Annotated in this window: 18 protein-coding genes and 2 tRNA genes; 1 reads left to right on the top strand and 19 read right to left on the bottom strand. The window is 43.5% G+C overall.

Translation table 11 applies throughout. The annotated features are described in order from the left end of the window. Positions 1-163 precede the first annotated feature (163 nt). The 12 genes from ACSYSR_RS03830 to ACSYSR_RS03775 form a co-directional block, all read right to left on the bottom strand. Positions 164-1,564 (bottom strand): Nramp family divalent metal transporter, encoded by a 1,401-nt coding sequence (locus ACSYSR_RS03830; RefSeq protein ID WP_420842375.1) that lies wholly within the window; start codon positions 1,562-1,564, stop codon positions 164-166. Between the two features lie 401 nt (positions 1,565-1,965). Then, on the bottom strand, positions 1,966-2,979 hold the full coding sequence (locus ACSYSR_RS03825) for a cation diffusion facilitator family transporter (protein WP_252773420.1): 1,014 nt from the start codon (positions 2,977-2,979) through the stop codon (positions 1,966-1,968). A 99-nt stretch (positions 2,980-3,078) separates the two neighbouring features. Further along, positions 3,079-3,801, bottom strand: coding sequence for an NAD-dependent protein deacylase (locus tag ACSYSR_RS03820; RefSeq protein WP_489816091.1), 723 nt, complete (start codon positions 3,799-3,801; stop codon positions 3,079-3,081). A gap of 26 nt (positions 3,802-3,827) precedes the next feature. After that, on the bottom strand, positions 3,828-4,799 hold the full coding sequence (locus ACSYSR_RS03815; RefSeq protein WP_489816092.1) for a nitrate ABC transporter ATPase: 972 nt from the start codon (positions 4,797-4,799) through the stop codon (positions 3,828-3,830). Then, the gene (locus ACSYSR_RS03810; RefSeq protein ID WP_489816093.1) at positions 4,780-6,018 is read right to left on the bottom strand and encodes a hydroxymethylglutaryl-CoA reductase; all 1,239 of its coding nucleotides are present in this window, start codon (positions 6,016-6,018) and stop codon (positions 4,780-4,782) included. Before ACSYSR_RS03810 ends, ACSYSR_RS03815 begins: the two co-directional genes overlap by 20 nt. After that, on the bottom strand, positions 6,011-6,955 hold the full coding sequence (locus ACSYSR_RS03805) for a Ppx/GppA phosphatase family protein (protein WP_252773416.1): 945 nt from the start codon (positions 6,953-6,955) through the stop codon (positions 6,011-6,013). Before ACSYSR_RS03805 ends, ACSYSR_RS03810 begins: the two co-directional genes overlap by 8 nt. 109 nt (positions 6,956-7,064) lie before the next feature. Next, positions 7,065-8,228 (bottom strand): LCP family glycopolymer transferase, encoded by a 1,164-nt coding sequence (locus ACSYSR_RS03800; protein ID WP_489816094.1) that lies wholly within the window; start codon positions 8,226-8,228, stop codon positions 7,065-7,067. Between the two features lie 209 nt (positions 8,229-8,437). Then, a complete protein-coding gene (locus tag ACSYSR_RS03795) occupies positions 8,438-9,154 on the bottom strand; it encodes a CAP domain-containing protein (protein WP_489816095.1) in 717 nt (238 codons plus the stop codon). Between the two features lie 142 nt (positions 9,155-9,296). Further along, positions 9,297-10,271, bottom strand: coding sequence for a beta-ketoacyl-ACP synthase III (locus ACSYSR_RS03790; RefSeq protein WP_252773413.1), 975 nt, complete (start codon positions 10,269-10,271; stop codon positions 9,297-9,299). A 142-nt stretch (positions 10,272-10,413) separates the two neighbouring features. After that, the gene (locus ACSYSR_RS03785) at positions 10,414-13,095 is read right to left on the bottom strand and encodes a valine--tRNA ligase (RefSeq protein ID WP_252773412.1); all 2,682 of its coding nucleotides are present in this window, start codon (positions 13,093-13,095) and stop codon (positions 10,414-10,416) included. A gap of 309 nt (positions 13,096-13,404) precedes the next feature. Continuing rightward, positions 13,405-13,932, bottom strand: coding sequence for a hypothetical protein (locus ACSYSR_RS03780; RefSeq protein ID WP_489816096.1), 528 nt, complete (start codon positions 13,930-13,932; stop codon positions 13,405-13,407). Between the two features lie 284 nt (positions 13,933-14,216). Then, entirely contained in the window at positions 14,217-15,485 is a 1,269-nt protein-coding gene (locus ACSYSR_RS03775; RefSeq protein ID WP_489816097.1) for a NupC/NupG family nucleoside CNT transporter, read from the bottom strand. A 226-nt stretch (positions 15,486-15,711) separates the two neighbouring features. Between ACSYSR_RS03775 and pnuC the strand changes: the two genes are divergently transcribed. Continuing rightward, entirely contained in the window at positions 15,712-16,479 is a 768-nt protein-coding gene (pnuC, locus tag ACSYSR_RS03770; RefSeq protein WP_489816098.1) for a nicotinamide riboside transporter PnuC, read from the top strand. A gap of 73 nt (positions 16,480-16,552) precedes the next feature. Here the strand turns inward: pnuC and ACSYSR_RS03765 are convergent. From ACSYSR_RS03765 to ACSYSR_RS03735, 7 genes are all read right to left on the bottom strand, one after another. Further along, positions 16,553-16,625, bottom strand: a tRNA-Asn gene (locus ACSYSR_RS03765). A 193-nt stretch (positions 16,626-16,818) separates the two neighbouring features. Continuing rightward, positions 16,819-16,891 (bottom strand) — tRNA-Asn (locus tag ACSYSR_RS03760). Between the two features lie 101 nt (positions 16,892-16,992). Beyond that, positions 16,993-17,919, bottom strand: a complete 927-nt coding sequence (locus tag ACSYSR_RS03755) for an L-lactate dehydrogenase (RefSeq protein WP_489816099.1) — start codon at positions 17,917-17,919, stop codon at positions 16,993-16,995. 82 nt (positions 17,920-18,001) lie between these two features. Continuing rightward, a complete protein-coding gene (locus tag ACSYSR_RS03750) occupies positions 18,002-18,331 on the bottom strand; it encodes an AzlD domain-containing protein (protein WP_489816100.1) in 330 nt (109 codons plus the stop codon). Then, on the bottom strand, positions 18,318-19,025 hold the full coding sequence (locus tag ACSYSR_RS03745) for an AzlC family ABC transporter permease (RefSeq protein WP_489816101.1): 708 nt from the start codon (positions 19,023-19,025) through the stop codon (positions 18,318-18,320). Before ACSYSR_RS03745 ends, ACSYSR_RS03750 begins: the two co-directional genes overlap by 14 nt. A gap of 89 nt (positions 19,026-19,114) precedes the next feature. Next, entirely contained in the window at positions 19,115-19,447 is a 333-nt protein-coding gene (locus tag ACSYSR_RS03740) for a CHY zinc finger protein (protein ID WP_489816102.1), read from the bottom strand. Further along, entirely contained in the window at positions 19,440-19,997 is a 558-nt protein-coding gene (locus ACSYSR_RS03735) for an NADPH-dependent FMN reductase (RefSeq protein ID WP_252773404.1), read from the bottom strand. The genes ACSYSR_RS03740 and ACSYSR_RS03735 overlap by 8 nt, the downstream gene beginning before the upstream one ends. Between the last annotated feature and the right edge of the window lie 183 nt (positions 19,998-20,180).

Genomic DNA, 20,180 nt, shown 5'->3' with positions numbered 1-20,180 from the left:
TGTTGCAAACCAATTGTAACATTTTCAGTCAAAAGACCGCTATACCAATCTTAAAGAATCATAAATGATTTAAATTTCACTTAATCTTTTTCTGATTTTCCCTGGTTTTTCACAATAAAAAAAGGAATTATTCTAAATTAAATTGAAATCATTGTCATTTTTCTTAAGCAAAAAACTGACCTACTTGTTCAAAAACAAGCCAAATATTGAGCACTGTTAGAACCATAAAGCAAATCCAGCCAACGATGGTCACACTTCTTTTGTTCACAAACTGTCCCATGATTTCCTTGGAGGAAGTAAAATAAAGCAACGGTGCCATCGAAAATGGTAGAACAACAGAAAGGAAAACTTGCGTACCAGTAATCAAAGCATCCAAATCACGTTCATTGCCGCCATACAAAACAGCAATGACAATCACTGGTATTAAAGCGACGCCACGGGTAATCACGCGCCGCAACCACATCGGAATCTGAAAGTGTAAGAAACCCTCCATAATAATTTCACCGGCCAAAGTCCCAGTAATAGTCGAGTTTTGCCCGGATGCCAATAGCGCCACTGCGAACAACGTTGAGAGCACTGGTGAGGCAATCGCACCAGCCATTTGCTGATTTTCTAAGGCCAAGTACATGCCTTTAAATGATGCCAATTGGTTGGCGTGGCCATAAAAAAGGGCCGCACCAACAATTAAGAGTAAGGCATTGACAATCAAGGCTATGGTCAGCTGGACGTTTGAATCCCAAGCCATCCACTTGATAGCCTCTTTAATTTCGGCAGGCTTTTCCTGATCAACTTGGCGGGTTTGAACAATCGATGAATGCAAGTAAAGGTTGTGCGGTGTGACCGTGGCACCAATAATGCCGGCCGTTAAAAACAGCGGACTCGATAATCCATGAATTGCCCGGGTTGAAACCACTTCTTTTTGTGGTAATAATCCGCCAAATACACCTGCCAAATCAGGTTTTGCTAAGAAAACCAAGTATAGGCAAACAAATAAAATTGTTAAAATCAGGGTCATGACAATCGCTTCAATTTTACGAAAGCCGAACTTCATCAGCCCTAGCAATAAGATGACATCAAAGGCCGTCATGACAACGGTCAGCAAGAGCGGCCAGCCAAAGAGCAGGTTAAGGGCGATTGCCCCACCGACCACTTCGGCAATATCAGTTGCAATCAAGGCCAGTTCCGTGATCAACCAGAGAAAATACCGTGTCGCTTTCTTCGTTCTTTTAGCCGTTGCCTGGGCTAAGTCTTCTTGGGTTACGATCCCTAGTTTACCAGCCAAATACTGTAACAGCATACCAATAGCAGCCGATAGCATCACAACCGACATCAAGAGATAGTGGTAGGATGCCCCTCCCTGAACGGATGTCACCCAATTGCCAGGGTCCATATAGCCGACAGCGATTAATGCGCCCGGCCCTGAAAATGCAAGGAGGCGGCGCCAGAATGAACCAGACTTCGGGACGACGATTGTCCCGTTGACCTGTGCCAGGCTTTTATTCTGAGTGCCGCCTTGCGTGAGCAATGCGCCATGTGGCTGATTATCAGTGGTTTGTTGTACCATCATGATCATGATTCTCCTTTGGAAAATTAGATTCCTCAGGAAGTCATCAAACGAATTAAATTGTCTTGAAAATCATCATTTTTTCAGTACCACTAAAAATGCCAAAAAAGACCAGCAATTTTGTGGCCGAAAAGGATGCAAGTGCTAAATAATTTTCATAACGTCCGCCAAGTACAAGCTTGAAGTCTTATGAAAGCTAGTTAACCCGATTGGTCTTCCTGAGTTCTCGTTCATCATACACTGGTGAGGGCTCAGGTCAAGGACAAACTAATTTTTATGCCCAGTAGTCATGAAAACTGCAAAAGAAAAACGCCATGACAACAGTCATCTTAGCGCTTTATCTCTTTTATTAAATTTCACCTTGAAATTAACTTTTGCTGGCCATTTTTACTGGCAAGACTTTAAATCGTATTACAATTTTCTTGATGTTCGGCTGCTTCTAACTGAATCGTGACATGTTGGATGGCAAAATCTGTTTTCAAATCATCCTCAATTTGAGTTAAAAATTCCTGACCGTGGTCCTGATCAAAAACATTATCAGCGACGGATAAATGCACTGTTAACGCCGTTTCAGTAGTCGAAAGTGGCCAGATATGCAAGTCATGCATCGCCAACACTCCCGCTTGGCTGACCAAATACTGACTGATGGCAAACTCATCAACCGCCTCCGGTACGGCATTAATCGCTAGATTGACAGTTTCGCGCATCACTGGCCAAGCAGAAGCCAAGATAATCACGCCAATCATCAGCGATACAATTGGGTCAATCATCTGCCAACCAGTCAAATCAATCAACCAACCTGCTACAATGACGCCAAGCGAAACCCCAGCATCCGAAAGCAAGTGTAGATAGGCCGTTTTCGCATTTAAATCCTGACCATGCTGGTGACCATGTTCATCAGGTGTATTCGAAACCTTAAACAAAAGAGCTGTTGCTAGATTGACCACAATTCCGATTGCTGCCACAATGGTGATAATTGTCCCGTTTGTGTGAACTTGTCCTGGCGCAATTAAGTCACGAACCCCTTCGATAAAAATCGTTCCAACCGCAAAGAGCAACAAAATCATATTAAAAATTGAAGCTAAAATCGATACGTTATGCCAACCATAAGTCTTCTTTCTAGTCGCCTTGATCGCAAACACGAGAACGGCTAACCAAGCAATGACAAGTGCCAACACATCAGACAGATTATGAAAAGCGTCTGCAAACAAGGCTGTTGAATGAGCAACTTTGGCAAAGACTAATTCACTTAAAACAAAAACTAGATTAACGGTAATCCCGATAATATAAGGCTTTTGCGATAGCTGTTGCGGTGTGGCATGCCCATGATTATGTGCCTGTATTTTCTGTTGACTCGGTGTTCTTGGTGCATGAACAGCGGCATTCTGCCGGTTGTCGCCTTGATCATTCGTCATAAAACTTCCTCCTGAAAAACATATTAATCTTTTTTCATATAAATTACAAACAAAAAACCTCCGTCTTGTAGACAAAGGTTTAAAATAACTGATTTACTTTCATTTGGATGTGGTCTTGACGACCAGTTCCTCAAAAAACTGACCTGCATCCCCCGCAATTTGTTCAACTTGACCCGGTACCGGGATGGCGGTTAGATTAACCGCCATTAATTTTGCGGTTGGCTTAGCGTAGGCCAAAAGCCCCGCGAAGGGATAAACGCGAAAGGACGTCCCAACAACCACAACCAAATCAGCCTGCTGTACCCAAGAAATCGCTTCTTGAATGTACTTTGGTTGCTCTCCATAAAAAGTAATATCCGGTCTAATTTTTGCATGATCAGATAGCCGATACAAACTCTTTTGATATTCGGCTAATGTCACCTTGGCGCCATCTTTGGGAACATACAAGTTGTAGAGTGAGCCATGAAATCGAATCAGACGGTCTTGCTTGACGCCGGCAGCAACATCCAAATCATCAATATTTTGAGTGATAATTCGGCCACGGCCCGCTTGAGTAAAGGCTGCCATCTTTTCATGAATGACATTTGGCTTAGCAGCTGGAAAATAAAGATTTTCCTGCATAAACTGGTACTGAATTTCTGGAATTTCAGCAAAAGCTTGGTCGGACAAAAGATATTCCGGCGCAAGGTCAAGTCCTTGATAAACGCCATTTTTTGATCGATAATCCGGAATACCAGAAAGAGTCGAAACCCCCGCTCCGGTCATAAAAACAATCGATTTTGCTTGATCAAAGTTTTCTTGAACTGCTGGGCTAACAAGCATTGTCTTCCCCTCTTTCAATCACAATGTTACTGACGCAAAATATATGGCAAGGCCAATTTTGTTAACAACTCCTTAACAGATGTTTGGTATAGTTCAGTAAAAAATTTCGGCCGATCAGCCTCATTCTTTGGGGGTGTCACCACAAAAGTATTTTGATGGTCTTGCTTACCAACGCCAACAAAAGCGGTTTCCTTCGTTTGGAAATCAGTCATTTCAGAATGGAAAACTTCATAAAGGTTGGCAACCGGTCCATCCAACTGCCGTTGCGACAAAACTGGTGTCAAAGTCACGTATTGGTTGGCGTTAACCGTTGGCAACTCGAATTCGGTCAAGCTTTCATCTAATCCCGCAAACAAGCGCAACATCTGCTTACGGATTTGTCGAGCATCCTTCAAATTAGCCGCCAAAATTGGCGCAGCTAATTTTTCAGCCTGTACAGTCGCCCGCGGATAGTCCTCTTTTAATGTCGCCAGCGCGTCCGCTACCAATGGAGACAAGCCGACCCTATCAGCTGCCGCCAAAAAGATTTGTGCGTCCAAAACTGTTAGCAAGCGGAAAAGGTCCTCACCATCGACCTTAGCTGTTTCGACCGACAATTCATCTTGAACACCGGCCAGGAAAGCGCCGACAGTCTCAGCGGTCAAGAAGCCTTGCTTTGCTAACTCTTGATAAGTGATGGCATGCAGAACAGTCCGATGCAAACGGGTTGCAATCGTGATTAACTGTTGGTCAAGGTCCTCATCGTTAAAGGTCAAAGCAAAATAAATTTGTGGCGTAATCCCATTCAAGGTCAAAACTAACTGCAAAAGTTCATTACCTAAGACAAAATCAGCTTCCGTTTGGTCGGGTACTTCAATCAACAGGCGGTCTGCCAAAGCAGACTGTTCGGCACGGTCAATACGAAGCATCCCATCCTGTTTCTGCCCAACTCGGGTCATCACGGTACCAGGATAGATCTGATTGGCCTGCTCTAAGAGCTCATTTAACTTCGGATTCATGGTGACGCAGTTCTCCTAATAATTTTTTTGCATTTTCTTCGTTAATTACTGATGCCTTGGCTAATTTTTTAGCCAATGGCACAATTTCTTCTTTCGTTGCCCCAACTGAAATGGCCAGTAAACGGGCTTGCATGCGCATGTGCCCGGCTTGAATGCCTTCGCCTGCAATTGCCTTTAAGGCAGCCAGGTTCGAGCTAAGGCCAACAGACAAAACGATTTTTTTCATTTCATCTAATGTTGGGTTGCCCAACAAGGCCAAATTATCCTGTGCTTTGGTCAGACCGGCAATGGCGCCACCAACAAGACCAAGATTCAATGGCAGAGAAAACTCCCCCTCTAAAAATTCGTGGTCAGCGCTCACTCGCCAGTTAGTGAGCGCCTGATACTGTCCTGTCCGGCTAGCATAGGCATGTCCTGCGGCTTCAACCGCGCGCCAATCGTTTCCCAATGCCAAAACAACGGCAGATAGACCGTTAAAAATGCCCTTATTTTCAGTTACAGCCCTGTCCGGGTCAACCTTGGCAAAATCAGCTAAGTCAACAATTCGCTGGGCAGCAGCAATGCCTCCCAAGGCTGTGACTGGCACACGGCCAGTAACACTGACCACGCTTTGGTGACCCGCATTGGTCAAAATTGCTCCTAAAATTTGTTCATCAAAGGGCGCAAAAATTGCCCGAATACTCTCCAAGATGGTATTAACGGCATTTGCCCCCATTGACTGGCTAGTATCAACTAGAATATCCAGGCTTGCCCGGTGACCACTAACATGACGGAGGTTAATGTTCCTTAAACCACCACCACGACGATAAAGGCTTGGTTTTGCCTCTTCAGCCGCTTGAAAAATTTCGTATTTGTTGGCCGTTACAAAAGACTGCAGCTGCTCAAAATCAATGTTTTCAAAGAGAATTTGCCCGCCCAGGATTGCCTGGCTAGTACCAGCACTTTTAAAGCCACCGCCCATTTTAAACAGGCGGGCACCGTTATTCGCCGCTGCAATGACAGAGGGCTCTTCAGTGACCATTGGTACTTGATAAAACTGGTTATCCAAAACTAAATGCCTGACCATTCCCTCTGGCAAGGAAAAATCAGTCAAATAATTCTCAACTAAATCCTGGTGTGCAACTTCTTGGTCTTTTACGAACCGCGCCATCATTTCTTCTGGCAAGTTCAATAAGTCGAGTCGTTCTTCTGGCGTTAATTCGTAAAATTTTTTAGTCATCGATTTCTTCTTTTTCCTCAAACAGGCTTTCAATTAGTCCTTCGCGAACACCAGATTCTGAAAAGATTACCTGGGGTGCATTTAAAACACTAATTAAGTTCAATACTGGCAACAGGCCCGATATGATGATATCGGCCCGATTTTTCTCTAATCCGGCAAGATGTTCCCGATCAGCTCGAGACATCTGAGCAATCTGATGAAAAATTTTGCCAACCTGGTTGGCTGGCATCATAAAACCGTGGAGGGCCTTTGGATGATACACCAATTCTTTTTGTTCGGCCATTTTTGCTAAGGATCGATTTGCTCCACCTAAAAGAATAACCGGTAGGTTTTGACAATCATCGAGAAAATCCAACTGGCGATAAGCGGCCTGAATATCCGTGTTCGCCTGTTCAATATTAGCTTCATCAATCCTGTCAGCCAAATGATAGCGCTCCGAAAGGTTAACCGCGCCAAAGGGAACCGATACCTCAGCTAACGCCTGGCCATTTTTAAAGGGGATTAATTCGACAGATGCACCACCAGTGTCTAAAATGACACCATTGAGCACATCCGGCAACGCCTCTCGAACACCGAGAAAATCGTAGTGAGCCTCTTCTTGACCAGTCAAGACTCGGAAGCTAATTTCTGCTTCGTCTCTGACCCGCTCCAAAAATTCTGCTTGATTCTTAGCAGAACGGACGGCCGCCGTTGTGATGGCGTAAACCTCACTAACTTGATAATCTTCAATTTTTTGCCGATACTTCTGCAAAACCTTAATGGTCCGAGCCATTGGTTCTTCTTGCAAAATCAGATTCCGCCCCATGTTTTGCGAAAGTCTTGTATCTTCCTTTACGCGCAAAATCTCCGTGTAGCTTTCATTTGAATGTAATTGTTCAATCACTAACCGCGTCGAATTACTGCCCAAGTCGATAATGGCAATTTTTCTATCTTGCATATCAGACCCCAATCGTTTGATTATTACTCAGTATAACACGAATAATCGTCAAGAAAAAAGCCAGCCGAGGCGTTTTTATCGCCACGAGCTGACTGTTTGATTCAAAGATTTATTGAACTAATTTCTCATTAATTTGTGCTAAAGCATAGGCCGCCGAACGCAACTGATCAGATGGCACATCACTAGCAAACTGAGAACCAGTTTCCTTAGCTTTCAAACCAAGCTGAGACCTTAAGAGGTTTGTTATCCGTTGTTTCTCGGAGGTTGGCACCATCTGGTAAGAAACACCTTCGTACATCACGCCCTGACCTTGCAAATGATCAGAAACTTGGTTTTCGACAGCACCACGATACTTCTGGGCAATTTTAACAATGTCGTTAAAGGACAAATCCGTCTGAGCATTCTTTGAAATTGCCTTGACGAAACTTGGATCAATCAACGTCTTAATGTTAACTGCCTTCTTAAGCATTGCTTCCAATACCAAGCGCTGGCGTTGTTGACGACCATAATCACCTTGTGGGTCATCATAGCGCATCCGTGAAAAGGCCAATGCAGCATCACCATCCATTACTGTCTTACTTGCTGACCAAGTCACACCGTTATCCGTTGACTTTTCATAAGAAGTCGAACCTTTGTGGAAGCGATACAAATCTGGGCCATAATCATGAGCCGTTGCTTGACTATATTGGAAGGAGAGTGGTGATTTAACTGAAACACCGCCAACCTTCTTAACTAAGGTTTCTAAGCCCTTCATATTAACTAGCGCATAAGTATCAATTGGCACATTCAAGTAATTTTGCACAGCCTTCATGGAAGCACCAACCCCATCCAAACTATAGGCGGCATTTAACTTCTGTGGGAAGGTATCCTCATCACCAGGAATAGCCGTCATAATATCACGTGGAATCGAGACCATTGTGACCTTATTTTGCGTTGGATTAACGGTAGCAACCATCATTGAATCACTTAAACCAGTCCGATCACGATCAAGTTCGCCAGTATCAGTTCCCAAAATCAAAATTGAGAATGACTTACCTTGGGCAATCAAACTTGAGACATTGCGGGTCTTTGAAATTTTAGCCGATTTTTGTATTGAATCAATGGAACCTTTATATTCGCTATAGAGGTAAGCACCCCAACCGATTACACCAACCACAATGGCAAGCAGGATATATAAAATCCAACGTTTCACACGACTCTTCTTTTTCTTTGTTTGACGGACTTCATCAAACCGTCTTTGCCGTGAAAATTCATTATTATTTTGATCTGCCATAAGAACTTCGACACTCCATTTTTTCGCCGTATTTGCGCGCTTCCTGACTGCGCCCTCATGTTTTCTTATCTTACCACAAATGTAGTTGAATCAATAAAATATGGAGCTATTTGTCTACTTACTAACCATATTTAACTTTTTCTTAAACAAAAAAACACCTACATACTAATGTAAGTGTTTTAGTTTAAATTAAGATTAATCGATTAAGATTAGCCAGCGATACCAACGATAGTACCGTCAACGATGCCAAATCCAACCTTTGTGAAGCTGGCGTTCATCAACCAGTTACGGTGAGCTGGTGCAGCAATCATACCAGTTTCGTTGTACCATGCATCAACAACTTGGCTTGGAGCCCAGTCGATAGCAACAACTTCAGGTCCTGCAACTTGTTGCATGTGACCAGTTGGCAAGCCACCATTTGCAACGGCATTTTCAGCACGTGATTGTGCACGAGCAGCCAATGAAGCATCGTATGATACAGGTGCCAAACCAGCAGCTGCACGCTTAGCGTTCATAGCGTTGATGATTGTCTGAACTGAACCATTGGCACCAGCTGAGTAAGTGCTGTAATCAGTTGATGAAGTAGTGGTAGCAGCTTGTGCCTGAGTGTTTGTAGTTGTAGTAGCTTGTGTCTGAGTAGTTGCTACAGAAGCAGTAGCAGTAGCAGCAGCAGTTGTGTTGTCAGCTGCGGCTGCGGCTGTTCCATCAGTCTTGATAACGTCACCAACAAAAATCAAGTTAACGTTTTGAATGTTGTTCTTAGCAGCCAAGTCATCAACAGTCGTGTTGTTGTTGGCAGCGATTTGTGACAAGGTATCCCCTGCCTTAACAGTAATATCGTTGGCTGAAGCAACTGCTCCGGCACCTGCAAACGCAGCTGCACCAGCCACCGTCGCTAAAATAGTTTTGGTAATAGTATTCTTCATGAGAGACATCTCCATTTTTTTCTGCTTATGTTTGATTAGTAAGTGCTTAACTTATGCTTAATCTATATATTCATTTTAGACACTGGTTATTGCCAGTCTCTTTCTATAATGTTACACAGGTATTACATTTAACTCTTTTAAATTACAAAGAACCTTGGTAGAGCAACGATCCGTAGGTAAAACCTGCTCCAAAGCCAGTCAGCAAAACCTTTTTCTTTTCTAAATCCGTACTTTCTCGTAATTGGTCAAAGGCCATCGCAATCCCTGCCGAAGACGAATTACCATACTGTTGAACGTTCGTAATAAACTTTGCCATTGGTTGGCCCAAAGTTTCAGCCACTTTTTCAATCATTCGTAGGTTGGCTTGGTGCAAAATCACGTAGTCAACATCATCTATCGTTAATCCTTGATTAGCTAAAAACTTTTCAATATGGTTGGGGATCAAAGTCGTTACTTCTTGATAAACCATCCGTCCTTCCTGGAAAAAGGCATCAATCTTTGGATAATTATCGGCACTCAAAGATGTTAATGGTTCAATCCGACCGGAATGAACCACATCTGCATCCCCTATCGTGTGCAAATCAGTGGCCAAAACTTCACCCTGTTCGCTCGGAGCTAACAAAACAGCTCCAGCACCATCACCAAAAAAAACAGTACTCGTTCGATCACGAAAATCCATCATCTTCGAATTAACTTCGGCAGCAATCACCAAGCCATATCGATACTGTCCGGCCTTCATAAAGTTATCGGCCGTCGTCAAGCCAAACACAAAGCCGGCACAAGCAGTAGATAAATCAAAACCAAAGGCTTTTTTTGCTCCTAAATTGCGTTGCACCAAAGCAGCCGTTGAAGGTGCCAGACCATCCGGGGTAAAAGTGGTCACAATGATAAAATCAACTTCTTCTGCTGAAACGCCAGCCTCATCCAAGGCCCGTTGAGCTGCCTGCGTTGCTAAATCGGATGTGTTCTCACCTTGCAAAGAGACATGGCGTTTCTGTATTCCGGTGTGACTGACAATCCATTCGTCCGAAGTATCAATCACTTTCGCCAAGTCGTCGTTTGTCACAACATCTTTTGGCACGTAGTGACCACTGGCAATTATTTTACTTCCAAACATATTATTACCTATATAAATAAAACCAATCCATCTTAGAACTTTGTCAATAATGTGTAAATTGTCTTACTAATTTACACGGCTCATATTAACCTAACATAAAAACCCCACCAAAGGTGAGGATTTTTATTACTATTCGGTTATTTTACCCTTGTGCTTGTAAGTCAGCAATGCGCTTTTGAGTCGAAGCAAGCTTTTCTTGCCAGTCAGCAAGCTTCTCACGTTCAGCCGCAACAACCTTTTCGGGTGCCGAGTTGACAAACTTTTCGTTTGAAAGCTTACCATTGGCTCGAGTAACTTCCTTTTGAAACTTATCAGCTTCACCTTTTAGGCGGCTGATTTCCGCTTCAATATCGATCAAGCCGGCCAATGGAACATAAACTTCTGCACCAGTGATAACCTGTGACATTGCCAATTGTGGTACGGTCACATCGGTATCAATCGTCAATGATTCTGGCTTCACAAAGCGATCGATATAGTCAGCATTTTCATTAAAAATTGACTTCAATGCCGGATCGGTCACCTTGATCATCACGGTGATTGGCTTTGACATTGGCGCCTTTGCTTCGGCACGAATGTTTCGGACGGCCACGATTAGATCTTGCAAGGATTTGAAAGAAGCCGCTGCTGCAGGATTTGCCAAAGATTCTTGATAAACAGGGTAGGCTTGAATACCGAGGTGTTCATCCTTCCCCTTTTGCTGTGGCATTTCTTGCCAAATAGCTTCAGCAACAAAGGGCATAATTGGTTGGAGCAAGCGCAACGTTTGATCCAAGACGTAAGCCAAGGTTTGTTGAACGGCCGTTTTATCCCCGTCACCATTCAATGATTCCTTGGTCATTTCAACGTACCAATCAGCCAAATCAGACCAGATGAAGTTGTACAAATCGCGGCCAGCTTCACCAAACTCAAACTTTTCAAAGTTTTCTGAAACCTCTTTAATTGTTTTGTTCAAGCGATCCAAAATCCACTGGTCGGCCAACGTTTGTTGATCTTTTGCTGGCACTTCAGCCTTCGTATCATCATCCAGGTTCATGATGACATAGCGGGCAACGTTCCAGATTTTGTTAATGAAGTTCCAAGCCGCATCCATCTTTTCATAAGTAAAGCGGACATCTTGGCCAGGTGTTGAACCAGTTGCCAAGAACCACCGTAGGGCATCGGCACCATACTTTTCAATCACGTCCATTGGATCAACACCGTTCCCCAATGACTTTGACATCTTGCGGCCTTCCCCATCACGAATCAAGCCGTGAATCAAGACGTTCTTAAATGGGCGTTCTCCAGTAAATTCTTTTCCTTGGAACATCATTCGGGCAACCCAGAAGAAGATAATATCATAACCGGTTACCAAGGTATTTGTTGGGTAATACTTAGCATAATCGCCATCTAAGTCGTTTGGCCAGCCCATCGTTGAAAATGGCCAAAGGGCTGAAGAGAACCAAGTATCCAAGACATCTGGGTCACGCTCCCAGTCATCATCAGGTGCCTCTGTTCCAACGTAAATTTCTTCCTGGTCTGTTCCTTTGTTCTTGTACCAGGCCGGAATCTGGTGTCCCCACCAGAGTTGCCGAGAAATCACCCAGTCGCGAATATTTTCCATCCAACGGGTAAAGGTGTCTTCAAAGCGTCCAGGAACAAAGTTCACCTTTTCATCAGCATTTTCTTGCATGGCCAAAATTTGCTGAGCCAATGGCTCCATTTTAACGAACCACTGTGTTGAAAGTCGTGATTCAATTTGAACACCCGTCCGTTCAGAATGTCCAACTGAGTGAACCAGGGGTTCTACTTCAAGCATGAACCCTTGTTCTTGCAAATCGGCAACCATGGCCTTGCGACCTTCGAAACGATCAAGACCAACGTACTTGCCAGCATTTTCATTCAAATGGGCATCTTCTGTCATGGTATTGATTCGTTCCAAATCATGCCGGTTGCCGACTTGAAAATCGTTTGGATCATGGGCTGGCGTAATCTTAACCATTCCAGTTCCAAAGTCTTTTTCAACATATTCATCGGCGATGATTGGAATTTCGCGATTGACAAGAGGAACCTTAACCGTCTTACCAATCAAGTCCTGATAACGTTCATCAGAAGGATGAACCGCAACCGCAACATCACCAAACATTGTTTCTGGACGAGTTGTCGCAATTTCAATGTAGTCCTTACCATTCAAGGTCGTACCATCTGTAAATGGATACTTCACATGGTAGAAGGCCCCTTCATCATCTTGATAAATGACTTCAATATCAGACAAAGCCGTTCGAGCCTGTGGATCCCAGTTAATAATGTATTCGCCACGATAAATCAGGCCCTTATTATACAAATCGATAAAGACCTTGTTAACCGCCTGGTTTAACCCTTCATCTAATGTAAACCGTTCGCGGCTGTAATCCAATGACAAGCCCATCTTGCCCCATTGCTGTTTAATGGTTGAAGCATATTCATTTTTCCAGTCCCACACTTGTTCGACAAATTTTTCCCGACCCAAATCATAGCGTGACACACCTTGTTCGCGCAAACGTTGTTCAACCTTAGCTTGGGTAGCGATACCAGCGTGATCCATTCCTGGTAGCCACAAAGTATCAAAGCCTTGCATCCGCTTTTGCCGGATTAACATATCCTGCAAAGTTGTATCCCAGGCATGACCAAGGTGCAACTTACCAGTGACGTTTGGTGGTGGAATCACCACTGAATATGGTTCTGGCTCTTGGCTCTGAATGGCTTGATTTGCTTCCGGTGCAAACAAATCATTATCCAGCCAGTCTTGGTAACGCCCAGCCTCAACGGCTGTTGGATCGTACTTGGTTGACATTTCAACTTCACGCATAGCAAATCTCCTTTAATAGTCATGTGGCCTGTGGTCCGAAAATAAAAAACGCCCTAATCTTTCGATTAGGACGCTTACACGTGGTACCACCTAAATTGCTATCCACAATTTGATAGCCACTCATTCATTAACATTTTTAAGGCCAAAGCAACCTTCCACATTAACAGTCCCAGTTTTCACCACCCACTAGGTCTCTCATAGCTGCGCTTGTGTACTCCTCATTAGCTTTTCTAAGTGTACAAAGGACCATGAAAATAGTCAAGCTAATTTTATACTAAAAAACCTGGGCGAACGTCCAGGTTCAAAATTTTAGTGACTTGTTTGTGTCGTATTTTGGTTAGTGTCAGTACTGGTGTTTTGATTTGTTTGTGTCGTATTTTGGTTATTCGGGGTTGATGTCGAATTTTGTCCAGGTGTATTAGATCCCGCAGTATTATTCGTCGTACTTGAAGGCGTTGACGTATTGCTAGAATTAGATGATGAACCACTAGAATCGTCATTTTGCTTCTGAAGTGTTGAAGAAGATTGTGCTGCTGCAGCAGCAGCGGATTGTGCGGCTGCATTCGAGGCTGCAATGTTATTACTTGAGCTTGAAGACATTGCCGTATCGTCAGAATCCGATGATGACGAATCATCAAAGTCATACGTTTTCTTCTTAGACGATGAGTATGAAATATCTGGTGTTGGTGTGTCGCTTGATTTCTTAGATGAGGCTGAGCCAATCATGTAAAAAGCCACCCCTCCAACAATCAAAACGAGAATTAACCAAAACCACCATTGCTTATAAAATCGACGCTTACGGCCATCCGTCTTCCGCCGTTGAGAACGAGATAACATAAATAAAACCTTCCTTTGCCAGTAACCATTTTTCGTAAAATCCGCTTTTTTTATCTAAACACTTTTGGATTAAATCGAAATATAACAGCTGAAATGATTCACCTGTCCTTGGTTATTCTGTACTTGACATTGCTTCTAAAGCATCAAACAAATGTCTGCCATTTGTCTGAAAATTTCTGGCTAGCTAAACTAGCTTCACTCTCTTATTCTAGCAGGCTTTGGTGAAAAGAGCCAATTTTCAGCAAAAGAAAAAGCACCCTTCCGGGTGCTCTTGAAACAAAATTTTACCAAACAAAGAGTCCAACCATTGCCGCTGAGAAGAGTGAAACTAAAATTCCAGACAACAACAGGTAAAGAACATTTTTAGCAATCACTTCGTTCTTTTCTTTGTTAACCAAGCCCTTGAAGGCCCCGATAATCATACCGATAGTTGACAAGTTGGCAAATGACGTTAAGAAAACCGTCAACACTGCCTTATAGTGCGGTGCATAATGAGCAATCTCACCAGTTACCTTACCCATGACAACGAATTCATTGGTAACCAATTTCGTTCCCATGAATTGTGCCAAATCGAAGGCTGTCTGGTTGCTAAAGCCCATTAACCAAGCAAATGGGAACATGACAATTCCCAAGATGTGCTCCAGCGACAACCATGGGTTTACCCAAGCCAAAATCTTGTCAACAAGGGCCGCCAAGGCAACAAAGGCAATAACGTTAGCAGCGATAATCAAGATCAACTTACCGGCGCCCAAAATTGAATCACCCAAGAATGAGAAGAACGGTTCGCGTGCCGGCTTTTCAGCCTTTTCAATTTCTTCTTGTGCTAATTCTTGTGAACCAGATTCAGCGGTTTCAGCTGCAGGGGCCGCTGCTTCAATCGTTGCAATCGTATCTTCTGCTTCTGTTACTTCAACAGGATTCAAAATTGACGTTACAATCAAAGCGTTTAAGACATTGATTGGCACAGCAGTCAAAATATACTGTGCAGGCATCATTTGCATATAAGAACCAAGGATTGAAGCCGTCACACAAGACATGGACATCATGGCCAACGTTAAGTTACGAGAAGCCTTCATCTGGTTCAATTGGATACCAGAAACCGCGAGCGCTTCCGTGTTTCCCAAAAACATCATTTCAACTGAGAAAAATGATTCGAACTTAGGCTGCCCAGAAAGCTTTGACAAACCGCGGCCAACCCATTTGATAATAAATGGCAAAACCCCGACATAAGTCAAAATGTCGAACAATGGCACAACCAAGAGAATTGGCAACAACGCCGAAACAACGAAGTTTGCTGGCAATGCCATTCCAGTTGGTTTCAAAGCGAAGTCAATTCCGGCACTGGCAGCAGAAATCAAACTGTCAAAGCCAGAAGCAGCTCCCTTGACGATGGTCCGGCCCAATGGAAAACCTGTCAAAAGCCAAGCTAACACCAAGTTGGTGACAACCATGATTGAAACCGACTTCCAATTAATAGCGGACCGGTTTTTTGATAACAAGACGGCCAAGGCGATAAACACCAAAAGACCGATGATGTTGATGAACAAATACATGATGTGATACTCCCTTAAATTTAAAAATCACGGTTTCTTCAAACATACCAATTATAGCACGCAAAACACATCTCCGCCCCGTCCTATAGCGGTTTAATCTTCATTTAAACCGAACGTTTTCACTAAATCAGTCGGTACGTTCGCTTTTTTCAGGAGTATACTGGGGTGGTTACAAATCGGTGCGTTGCTTCCGTCACGGCACCTAAAAAACAACAAGGAGAAAACAATGATGGAGAATGTAGAGAACAACGTGAGCTTCTGGCACATTTTTAAGGAAACAATGTCACCCAGACGGATCACACAAGATTTGCTCAACCTCAGTAAGATGACAAAAGTGCTCTTATTATTAATGGTTGTTGCTCAAGTTACCACCTTTTTAATTGGTGGAAGTTTTAATAAAATGGCCTGGTTGACTGTCTCAACCGGAGTTAGTTCACTAATCAACCTGGCCTTAGTCGATCAAGGAAAACAAAGCAATTACTTCTGGGGATTAATCGGTACAGCAACATGGATGATTGTCGCCCTTTTTTCAAGAACTTATGGTGATTTTACCTCTCAGGGATTCGCATTTATCATGCAGTTCATCGGTATTGCGGCCTGGGCTCGTTATCGCGGCGGTGCCGAAAAGGAACTTCCTTCCCGTCAATTAACATTGCATACCGCCCTGATCACAACTTTAATCACACTTGCTTCCTATATCACGGTCGTTACTTTTTCCAAGCATTTTAATGGCCTGCAAGTTTACCTGGATTCTGCCGTCCTCCCATTAAACATTGTTGGTCAGATTCTCATGACTTACGGGTTCCGATCGCAGTGGATTGCCTGGTTGGTCTCTGACATTATTCAAGTCGTTGTCTGGTACCGCAACATCTTTTTAATTCACGACACTTATGCAAGCTCCATGTTTGTTTTGCAAGTCATCATCTTATTAAATGCCCTCTATGGTACCTGGTATTGGTATCGGAAAGCCCAACCTGGCAGGCCTTCTTTATAAAATCAGTTTTCAAAATCACGCCAAAAGACGGTGGTTGCTAGAAAGCAACCACCGTCTTTTACTTTACCCACTACTGCCCCAGCTGGACTCGAACCAGCGACCCTCGCATTAACAGTGCGGCGTTCTACCAACTGAACTACGGAGCAATTAATTACCATACGTTTATAATACGTAATGTCTAAACATTAGTCAAGTGTTTTATGAGATATTTTTAATTTATCGTTCATCATCTTTTCAAGAAAAGTTCACAACAAAAATTTCACCAACCTCTTCTATTCTAAGTTATAAAATAAAAAAGTGTTGGTTGTCAACTGACAACCAACACTTATTTGGCTAGGACTGCCCCAGCTGGACTCGAACCAGCGACCCTCGCATTAACAGTGCGGCGTTCTACCAACTGAACTACGGAGCAATTAATTACCATACGTTTATAATACGTAACGTCTAATAATTAGTCAAGCCTTTTATTAAAATTATTTAATTTTTAGAATCATTATTGGTATAAAAGCGCTTTTATTGCGTTACAACCTTCTCAAATTGCGTTTGAATCGAGTCTGCTGACTTTTGCAACTTTGCTAATTCTTCTTCCGTCAAGTCTAATTGTGAATAAGAAACAACTCCCTGACGACCGACAATTGCAGGATAAGAAAGATAAGAAGCAAATTCTGGACGCTTGTGAGAAACCGGCATCTCGGTTTTTGCATCTTGGACGACGGTCTTAGCCAAGCGAATGGCAGCCGTCGCAATCCCGTAAGAGGTATAGCCCTTGCCATCAAACACCGTATAACCACCAACCACAGAGTCTTCCTCGATAGCAGCCAAATCGATTCCCTGTTCAGCCGCTAATTCGGTAATTGGTTGTCCCCTCAAAGACACCGTTGACCAGGCCGTAAATTGTGAATTTCCATGTTCACCGAGGTTGTAGCCCGCAACTGATCGTGGATCAACATTGAAGGCCGAACCAACTGCCCGATGCATCCGCGCTGTGTCCAAAAGTGTTCCAGTTCCAAGTACCTTTTCCTGAGGATAACCGGTCTCTGACTGATAAACAGCAGCAATCGCATCACAAGGATTGGTGATTACTACCAAAACCCCGGCAAAATCAGTTTCCTTCAACTTGGCCGAAACTTCTTTTACCTGCTCAACATTGTGAGGCAATTCAATAAAGCGATCATGTTCGACGTTATCGTATTGCAATTCAATCTTACCAATGGCTGAAATAATGACATCCGCATCACCCAATGCTTGATAGTCATTGACAGTCACAGAAAAACTGTTGTTCAAGTTTGTTTTCGCATCTTCAAAATCCAAGGCATCGGCTTGGACCTTCTTTTCATTTTTATCAATGAAAACATACTCATCTGCTACGCCTTCGGCAATCAAACCATGGGCCACCGTAGAACCAACGTGGCCCATTCCTATAATTCCAATTTTTCGCATCGACATTTCCCCTTTTCTGTTGTTGTGCCAATAATAATCATTCAAAACACGGCCGTCAAGGGTTTTATGAGGAAATTTTAATTTAAAGTCCAATAGAGTTGATGACTGCGAAGGAAATTACACCAACCACTACCGTGATCAAGAGGTTCTTCGTGGCCACAGCCGTAACTAGCGTTGGTAAAGAGGCCCAAAAATTCGGCCAATTAATACTGGGAAGGTGCCCTATGTGTTGCACAAAAAGGCTTTCAAACCAAAGACCAGCCATAATAGTGATTGGAACAAAACTCAAAAATGCGAGCACCCCTTCCGGTAAATTAAACTTTTTCAGCATGATAAAGGGAAATATCCGCGATACCCAGGTCACCAGTCCACAAGCAATAATCGTTACTAGAATATAGTTAGACAAAGACACGTTTCACCACCATCCCAAATAAGCATCCGCCAATTGTTACTAGCAAGACAACCAAGTTTTTTGGTACAAAAATCAAAAGCAGGTAAAGCAGGACCAACACAAAGAGAAGCACGACTACTTGTAAGGCGAATTTAATCGTCTTATCCGTACTAATTTGCGCCGTTAATAGACCAATAAACATTGCTGTAATGGCGAATTCTAAGCCAAATCGACCAGGATCCGTTACCAATCCGCCCAAGACAGCACCCAAAAAAGTACCTAATAGCCAACTTGCATACGAAACTAAGTTAACCGTGTTCAACCAAGGAAAGCTAAGTCGATTTTGGCTAACATTAACCTTACTCATCCCCAAAGCGAAACTCTCATCCGTGACAAAGGTGCCCAGCCAAATATTATGCCAAAGCGAATACCGGTTGAAATAGGGTGCTAGCGTCATGCTCATTAAAATCATCCGCGCATTAACCAAAAAAACAGCAAAGACAATCGCTGCTATCGAACTGTGAGACCCGACCATCGTGACTAAAACGAACTGAGCCGAGCCACCATAATCAAGTGCTGAAATCAGCACAATCAGCCAAGTGCTCAGCCCCGCCGCCTTGGCCACGATGCCAAAGGCCATACTAATGCCGATATAACCAAAAACGGTTGGCAAGGCATCTCGCCAACCTGCCTGAGCGGTTAATGTATCTTCCATCCCACGCCCCCCCTTTTCACGTTTTCACTTGACAATGATTATAGCGATGCTCCTACTCGTTGTCCAGACTAAACAATATAAAAACCCACTCAGCAGAAATACCGCTTTTCGTGGATTTCGCAACGTGGGTTAAAGAGGGCAAAACAGTTCGGACAAGCACCCGTCTTATATTCTTGATAGGTCAATTCTTGACCGCAGCGACCGCAAAGAACTGCAGGCCCAGCTGAAATCTTTGCCACCGGTGCAAAGGGATGGTCTCGTAAGGCATCATGGCACTGGTAGCAAGCAAAGTATTCCTCGCATCGAGCACAAAGAAGGCCGGCAATATCAACATCTGAGTGATAATGAGCGCAGGTACCAACAGTCCCAATATCAACACCGACCATGGCCACTCCTTTGAAACCAAAGAAGCGCTTATTCATGGTGCTGCCATAAATCTTGGAAGGCCTGCTGCATCAAGGCAACCTGACTTTGATACGGTAACAAGAGCTCTGCTAGTTCCGCTGCTGTCATTTCTTCCGTTACCTGGCCAACCGCCAAGTTCAATCGAAGGTTGACAGGTAAGCGATTAACCTTCACGCCCTGTAAGACTAGTGAAAAGGCCAAATCAGCCTGGAAGCCACCATGGCCACCGAAGAAAACAGTCGCAACCGGCAACCCACGCCACTCAGCATAGAGCGTATCAATGGCATTCTTCAAAACGGCGGGATAGCCCCAATTATACTGAGGCGCTACGAATACAACTCCATCATAACTTTGAATTTGCTTCGACCAATCAATTGTTGACTGATTTTGATAATGGCCTGCAGATGGTAGTTCAGGCTCATCCAAAAATGGCAAAGCGACGGTCGCTAAGTCGATTACGTCAGCCTGCACCTCTTGACCACTTAGCAAAGGAGCCAACCAGTAAGCTAAGCGCCGGCTCACACTTTTTGTTCGATTACTTCCGACAATTACAGCAATTTTTTTCATTTTTTCTCCAGTAATTAGAGGGCCTTCTTAAAAATCAAAAGATCCATTTACGAGATCAACAAAGTCAATTACAAAAGAGCTCTCGCGGCTTTTTGTCTTGGTGCCTATTATAAACTTTTGAACTTGCACAAAACAATAAATTTTAAACTCACTGTTGACTCATACTTTTTTAATGTTATACTC

The sequence above is a fragment of the Fructobacillus sp. ESL1096 genome, from assembly GCF_058511985.1.
Note: the sequence above shows the minus strand (reverse complement) of the source record. Positions and strands in the feature narration are given on the sequence as shown.

Coding starts and splice junctions, on each gene's coding strand:
- ACSYSR_RS03830 (WP_420842375.1), bottom strand. CDS start 1,564: ATGGTACAACAAACCACTGATAATCAGCCACATGGCGCATTGCTCACG.
- ACSYSR_RS03825 (WP_252773420.1), bottom strand. CDS start 2,979: ATGACGAATGATCAAGGCGACAACCGGCAGAATGCCGCTGTTCATGCA.
- ACSYSR_RS03820 (WP_489816091.1), bottom strand. CDS start 3,801: ATGCTTGTTAGCCCAGCAGTTCAAGAAAACTTTGATCAAGCAAAATCG.
- ACSYSR_RS03815 (WP_489816092.1), bottom strand. CDS start 4,799: ATGAATCCGAAGTTAAATGAGCTCTTAGAGCAGGCCAATCAGATCTAT.
- ACSYSR_RS03810 (WP_489816093.1), bottom strand. CDS start 6,018: ATGACTAAAAAATTTTACGAATTAACGCCAGAAGAACGACTCGACTTA.
- ACSYSR_RS03805 (WP_252773416.1), bottom strand. CDS start 6,955: ATGCAAGATAGAAAAATTGCCATTATCGACTTGGGCAGTAATTCGACG.
- ACSYSR_RS03800 (WP_489816094.1), bottom strand. CDS start 8,228: ATGGCAGATCAAAATAATAATGAATTTTCACGGCAAAGACGGTTTGAT.
- ACSYSR_RS03795 (WP_489816095.1), bottom strand. CDS start 9,154: ATGAAGAATACTATTACCAAAACTATTTTAGCGACGGTGGCTGGTGCA.
- ACSYSR_RS03790 (WP_252773413.1), bottom strand. CDS start 10,271: ATGTTTGGAAGTAAAATAATTGCCAGTGGTCACTACGTGCCAAAAGAT.
- ACSYSR_RS03785 (WP_252773412.1), bottom strand. CDS start 13,095: ATGCGTGAAGTTGAAATGTCAACCAAGTACGATCCAACAGCCGTTGAG.
- ACSYSR_RS03780 (WP_489816096.1), bottom strand. CDS start 13,932: ATGTTATCTCGTTCTCAACGGCGGAAGACGGATGGCCGTAAGCGTCGA.
- ACSYSR_RS03775 (WP_489816097.1), bottom strand. CDS start 15,485: ATGTATTTGTTCATCAACATCATCGGTCTTTTGGTGTTTATCGCCTTG.
- pnuC (WP_489816098.1), top strand. CDS start 15,712: ATGATGGAGAATGTAGAGAACAACGTGAGCTTCTGGCACATTTTTAAG.
- ACSYSR_RS03755 (WP_489816099.1), bottom strand. CDS start 17,919: ATGCGAAAAATTGGAATTATAGGAATGGGCCACGTTGGTTCTACGGTG.
- ACSYSR_RS03745 (WP_489816101.1), bottom strand. CDS start 19,025: ATGGAAGATACATTAACCGCTCAGGCAGGTTGGCGAGATGCCTTGCCA.
- ACSYSR_RS03740 (WP_489816102.1), bottom strand. CDS start 19,447: ATGAATAAGCGCTTCTTTGGTTTCAAAGGAGTGGCCATGGTCGGTGTT.
- ACSYSR_RS03735 (WP_252773404.1), bottom strand. CDS start 19,997: ATGAAAAAAATTGCTGTAATTGTCGGAAGTAATCGAACAAAAAGTGTG.